Raw genomic sequence first — 6060 nt, forward strand, 5'->3', positions numbered from 1 at the left:
ACACCTCATAACCCTTCGCGGTCAGCAACTCACCCAGATACAACCCGTCCTGACCGGTAATCCCGGTAATCAGCGCGCGAGGCACGTCGAATCCTTTCGTCGAAAAAATCTTCGGCCGGGTTCCCAGCTATTCAGGAACCCAGCCGGGCCGGGCTTCGCGGTACCTCGGCACCGAGCGCGTCAGCGGCCGCGAGGGTCGCCCGGCTCGAGGCGAGCAGCTCCGCGGTGACACCGGTGTCGCTGCCGCGGCACATCCGCAGGAAGGCCGCCGCGGCGGCGTGATGCCCCTTGTCCTGCGGCCCCTTCCAGGTGGAACGTCCATCGATCACCAGTTCGCGGTAGTCGTCGATGCGGACGTGCCGGCTGCCCGCCAGCGCCTCGAGGTGCTCCTTACGCACTCCGCGGGGACGGGCGGAACTGTAGGAGATGGCAGACAGGGAACCGTCGGCATGCCGGAGCGTGACCGCCACATCGGGAGCAAGCAACAGCTCGGCCTCCCGCCCGGCGAGCGCCGTCACCGTGTCCACCTCGCTGCCGGCGAGCGCGGCACAGGTGTCGACGAAATGGCAGACCTCACCGAGCAGCCGGCCACCCTGGACCCGGTCGTTGTACCAGTGGTCGGCCGGCACCGGCCCGGCGGCGATCCGATAGCTCAACGTGAGAGGACCATCCCGGTCGGCCAGCGCCGCGCGGGCTGCGGTGACCGCCGGGGAAAAACGCCGGTTGTATCCGACGACAAGCACCCCGCCGCCGGTCGCCGCCGCCTTCTCCACCCGGTTGAGCTCGTCGAGGCTCAGCGCGAGCGGCTTCTCGCACCATACGTGCCGACCGCGTTCCAGGGCCCGGGCGGCGAGGTCGGCATGCGTCGCATGCGGCGTCGCGATGACGACCACGTCGACGTCGTCGTCGTCCAGCACGGCGTCGGCGCCGGCCACCGCCCCGGCGAACCCGTGCCGGTCCGCGAAGGCCCTGGCCGACCGGCCACCGGCGGAGGCCACCGTGACCAACTGGTCAAACCCGGCCGCCCGGAAGGNGGGCAGCAGAACCGATCCGGAGAACGTCCCGGCCCCGATCCAGCCGACCCGGCTGCCCCGACGTCCCGCTGGGGCGGATCGCTGGCGGGGCACCCGCGGCCGCGGGCTGACCGACCGGTCCCGGGTCGGGCCCGCGCTGTGCGCCAGTGCAGCCCCGGCCACCGCGGACCCGACCCGTTCGGACCCGACCCGTTCGGACCCGACCCGTTCGGAGGCAGCCGACGCCGGGTAGTCGAAACGGATCCCCAGGTACGGCTCGCTGCGGGTGGCGACGATCTCGTAGGCACGCGGCGCCGCGTCGATCGGAAAGGCGTGGGTGACAAGATCATCAACTCGCAGCCGGTCGGCCGCGAGCAGGTCGAGCACGGCCTCCTGGTTGCGTCCCTCGGTCCAGCGGACCTGCCCGGCCGGGTAGTCAACCCCCCACTCCTCGTAGCCACGCTCGTACCGGCCCGGTCCGTAGGAGCGGGCGAAGCGCAGCGTCAGCTCCTTGTCGTAGAACGGCGCGCGAAGCAGGCCCAGTCCGACGTCACCCACCACGACCAACTGCGCCCGGTCCCGGGCCAGCGCGGTGGCCCGCATGACCGGTTCCGCCGAGCGACCAGCGGCGCAGATGAGGACCGCGTCGGCACCACGGCCCCGGCTCCATGCGCGGACCGCGGCGGTGGTGGCCTCGCCGGACTCCCGCAGCGCACGGACACCGCTCGCCTCGGCGGTGACCAGCGGCAGATCGGCAAGGTCGATGCCGGCGACGTCACATCCGCTGGCGAGCGCGAGCCGGGCTGCGAGCTGACCGACCAGCCCCAGCCCGACGACCACCACCTTCGCCCCGGGGCCCACCTCCGCCAGGCGCAGCCCGTGCAGGGCGATAGAGCCGATCGTGGCGAACGCCGCCGCCCCCGGGTCGACCCCGCCCGGCACCCGGGCGCAGAGCAACCCGGGAACGGCCTGGAACTCGGCGTGGTTGGCGCGCCCGGCCCCACCCGTGGCGACGAGGTCACCGGGGCGGATGCGGTCAACCGCGGAGCCCACCTCGACGACGCGACCACATCCGCTGTAGCCGAGGGGAACGTCGGCGCCGAGCCGGTCCCGGACCGAACGCGCGGCCGGGATGAGACCGTCGGTCCTCGCCTTCTCCGCGACCTTGCGGACAAGGTCCGGGCGGGCCCGCGCCTTGGTCAGCAGCCCGGAGCGGGCGAGCGTGGTAACGGCACGTTCCGTGCCGGCGGACACGATCGTCGCAACGGTCGCCACCAGCACCTCGGTCGGACCGATGACCGGCACGGGAACGTCGACGACGCGCACCGCCCCGCCGGACGCCGCCTGTACCACCTGCTTCACCACGCCACCTGCTTCACCACGCCACCTGCTTCACCACGCCACCAGGGCGCCGCCGCGCCGGCCGACGGTCGGCGCCGGCAGGTGGACCCGCACCCACGCGCGGACCCGTACCGGCGTGTCGGCCCGAGTCTTCGGTACGACCGGGGGAAGTGAGGGCGTCGGGGGCGCCCACGCTCGCATCATGCTGCGCAGTGTAGTTGATGCATTACATTCAGCGATGAACATCGGCCTCGCCCATTCGAAGTGTCAGACCCGGAGGAACGGCATGCTCGAAGCGTCGGCCGCCGCGTGCATCGTCACCCTCGCGGCGACCCCGATCGTCATCGTCGGCATGCGTCGGATGGCGGCGATCGACGAGGTCACCGCGCGGTCCTCGCACCAGGTCCCGACCCCGCGTGGCGGCGGTATCGCAGTCGTCCTCGGGCTGTTCGCGGGCATCGGCCTGGCGGTGTGCATCCCTGGGCCCGGCGACGCCCGCGACCTGCTGTCGTTGACCATCGGCATCGCCCCGTTCGGCCTGATCGGACTCGTCGAGGACCTCAGCGGCATCGCTCCGCCGCGCCGGCTGGCCCTGCACGTCACCGCGGCCGTCGTCGCGGTGACGGCGGTGCGCGGGGCGGTGCTCGACGACCCGGTTCCGAGCGGCACAACCGTCCTGCTCGTCACGATCATCGCACCGGTCTGGATCACCGCGTTCGTCAACGTCTTCAACTTCATGGACGGCATCAACGGCATCTCGGTGACGACGGCGGTCCTGGCCGGGGCGGCGTTCACGGTGCTCGGAGCCGTCCAACACGTGGACGCGATCACGACCGGCGGTGCTCTCACGGCGGCCGCGGCGCTCGGTTTCGGCCCGTTCAACTTTCCTCGGGCCCGCATCTTCCTCGGGGACGTGGGCAGCTATTCGCTGGGAGCCGCGATCGCGCTCCTGGCGGTGCGGGCGGTCCTGGCGGGAATACCGGTGGAGACCGCCTTGGCACCGACGGCGCTGTACCTGGCCGACACCGCCTGGACTCTGCTACGCCGGGTGCGGGCGAAGGAACAGTGGTACCTGCCCCACCGCACCCATGCCTACCAGCGACTCACCACCGCCGGGTGGTCACACACCCGGGTGACCGGGCTGGTTGGCGTCCTGACGGCGGTCCTCGTCGCCTTGGGATTCGCCGCGGACGGACCACTGCCCGTTCGCCTGCTCGCCGACACGGCGGCCGGGCTGGTGCTCCTCGGGTACCTGAACGCTCCACAGCGCGTCGCGGCGGGACGGGACTCCGCCCGCCACTCGCGCGCCGTTCCCGCCCGCCCGCACCCGTCCCCCATGCCGGCCGCGTCCCCCACACCGGCCGCGTCCCCCACACCGGCCGCGTCCGGAGTCGCGGCGATCCCGTCGCAACGCCGGCCGACGAACCCGGACAGGACAGACCGGACCGACGGGACCCGGCCACTGGGGGATGCCGGTCGAAGCCACTGATCGGCTCGTACCCCGCGACCGCCAGGCGGCCGACAACGACGACNGATGGCAATGAGATCGATACGAAGCGCGACACACGCGATGCGACATCGCCTACGTTTAGTCACTCACAGAATACAATACATTACTCATGGTGAAGTATGTAAAGGGCGACTGGAGGTCGAGGTCGGTGGTCCCCTCTCCTGTCCGGTCGCGCGTCCTGCTGGTGACGCACTACTTCCCCCCGGAGACCGGAGCTCCCCAGTCCCGGTTGTCGGAGACGGCACGCGCGTGGGCGGCGAACGGGCTCGACGTCACCGTACTCACCGGCATGCCGAACCACCCGACGGGCAAGATCCCTGCCGCCTATCGCGGCGCCTGGCTGCGGACCGAGCGGGTCGACGGGTACCGCGTCGTACGCACCTGGCTCTATGCCACTCCCAACGAGGGGATCGCCCGCAAGACCCTCGGTCATCTGTCGTTCATGGTCACCAGCGTCCTGCTCGGCGGCCGGCCCGCCGGCCCGGCCGACGTGGTGGTGGTGNCCTCGCCGACCTTCTTTCCCCTCGGCTCGGCCTGGCTGCTCGCCAGGCTGCGCGGCGCCCGGCTGGTTGTGGAGGTCCGCGACCTGTGGCCGGCCATCTTCGAGCACCTCGGCGTCCTCACCGACCGGCGGGTCCTCGGCGTTCTCGAACGCCTCGAACTCGCCGCCTACCGGGCCGCCGACGCCGTTGTCACGGTGACGGAGGGGTTCCGGGAGGACATCGTGCGACGAGGCATCGCGCCGCGCAAGGTGCACGTGATTCCCAACGGCGTGGACCTCCGCCGGTTCCACCCGACGACCGCGGCCTCGGCCGACATCCGGGCCTGGCTGGGCGCCACCGACGGCGACACCCTCGTGCTCTACCTCGGCGCCCACGGCATCTCGCACGGACTGACCTCGATCGCCGACGCGGCCGCCCGGGTGACCGGCCGGCCGATCCGGTTCGCCTTCGTCGGTGAGGGGGCCGAGAAACGCAGGCTCGTCGGGCACGTCGAGAGCCTGGGACTGGCCAACACGGTGCTGCGCGANGGGNTTGCCCGNGAGGAGGTNCCCGCCGTCGTCGCGACCGCCGACATCTGCGTTGTCCCACTGCGGGACGTGCCGATGTTCGACACGTTCATCCCGTCGAAGATGTTCGAGTTCCTCGCCGCGGGCCGCCCGGTGATCGGGGCGGTCCGCGGCGAGGCGGCCCGGATCCTCCTTGCCGCCGGGCAGATGGTCGTGCCCCCCGAGGACTCGGCCGCGCTGGCGGAGGCGATCCTGGTCCTGGCGGCGGACCCGGACCGCCGGGCGCGGATGGCCCGCGGCGGGCGGGCGCACGTCGAGGCCCACTACGATCGCGACGATCTGGCCCGCCGGTACCAGACGCTGCTGTTCGACAACGCACCGTTCCCGGCGCCGCCTCCACCGACGACCCTTTCCCCACCGGTGCAGGTACCTGCACCGGTACCTGCACCGGACGTGGTCGCATGAGGTTCCTCATCACCGGTGGCACCGGTTTCCTCGGAAGCCGGGTGGTCGACCGGGCGCTCGCGGACGGACACCGGGTCGTCGGGCTGGCGCGCAGCGACGCGGCGGCGACGAAGCTGCGCCGACACGGCGCGGGGACTGTGCGCGGTGACCTCGACGATCCGGCGACGTTGCTCCCGGCGTTCCGCGAGGCGAACTGCGAGGCGCTGATCAACATCGCCTCACTCGGGTTCGGCCATGCGGAGACGATCGTGACCGCCGCCCGTGCGGCCGGCATTCGCCGGGCCGTCTTCCTTTCCACCACCGGGATCTTCACCACGCTCGATCCACCCTCGAAGCGGATCCGGGTAGCGGCCGAGGGGACCATCGCGGCGAGCGGGCTGGACTGGACGATCATCCGACCGACGATGATCTACGGGGGTCCCGACGACCGGAACATGGCCCGGCTGCTGGCGCTGCTCCGGCGCGTTCCGGTGCTGCCGGTCCCCGGCGGGGGGCATCATCTGCAGCAGCCGGTGCACGTCGAGGACCTGGCCCGCACCGTGCTGCGCGCAACGACGACCGCGGCGGCGATCGGACGCGCCTATGACGTCGCCGGGCCGGAGGCATTGACGTTCCGGCAGGTCGTGATCACGGCCGGCGCCGCCGTCGGCCGGCGGGTGATCTGCGTGCCCGTGCCGGTCCGCCCCGTCATCGCCGTGACCCGCGCCTACGAGCGGCGGGNG

General features: G+C 72.0%; 4 protein-coding genes and 1 pseudogene (1 of these 5 only partly in view). 3 read left to right on the forward strand and 2 right to left on the reverse strand.

The features are described 5' to 3' along the window. Both CED_RS26110 and CED_RS08455 read right to left on the reverse strand, forming a co-directional pair. A partial coding sequence (locus CED_RS26110) for a GDP-mannose 4,6-dehydratase (protein WP_330219012.1) occupies positions 1-85 on the reverse strand: 85 nt, incomplete at its 3' end. A gap of 46 nt (positions 86-131) precedes the next feature. Beyond that, positions 132-2375, reverse strand: coding sequence for a bi-domain-containing oxidoreductase (locus tag CED_RS08455; RefSeq protein ID WP_035909792.1), 2244 nt, complete (start codon positions 2373-2375; stop codon positions 132-134). A 265-nt stretch (positions 2376-2640) separates the two neighbouring features. On the opposite strand from CED_RS08455, the gene CED_RS08460 reads away from it, so the two are divergent. The 3 genes and pseudogenes from CED_RS08460 to CED_RS08470 all read left to right on the forward strand — a co-directional run. After that, positions 2641-3843 (forward strand): glycosyltransferase family 4 protein, encoded by a 1203-nt coding sequence (locus tag CED_RS08460; protein ID WP_035909793.1) that lies wholly within the window; start codon positions 2641-2643, stop codon positions 3841-3843. Positions 3844-4012: 169 nt separating this feature from the next. After that, positions 4013-5338 carry a glycosyltransferase family 4 protein gene (locus CED_RS08465; RefSeq protein ID WP_035909711.1) on the forward strand — a complete coding sequence of 442 codons (1326 nt, stop codon included), beginning with the start codon at positions 4013-4015 and terminating at the stop codon, positions 5336-5338. Then, a pseudogene (locus CED_RS08470) lies at positions 5335-6060 on the forward strand (FkbM family methyltransferase) (it continues 1134 nt past the right edge of the window). Before CED_RS08465 ends, CED_RS08470 begins: the two are co-directional and overlap by 4 nt.

Origin of the sequence: Frankia sp. CeD (genome assembly GCF_000732115.1) — a bacterium.
Lineage (GTDB): Bacteria > Actinomycetota > Actinomycetes > Frankiales > Frankiaceae > Frankia > Frankia casuarinae.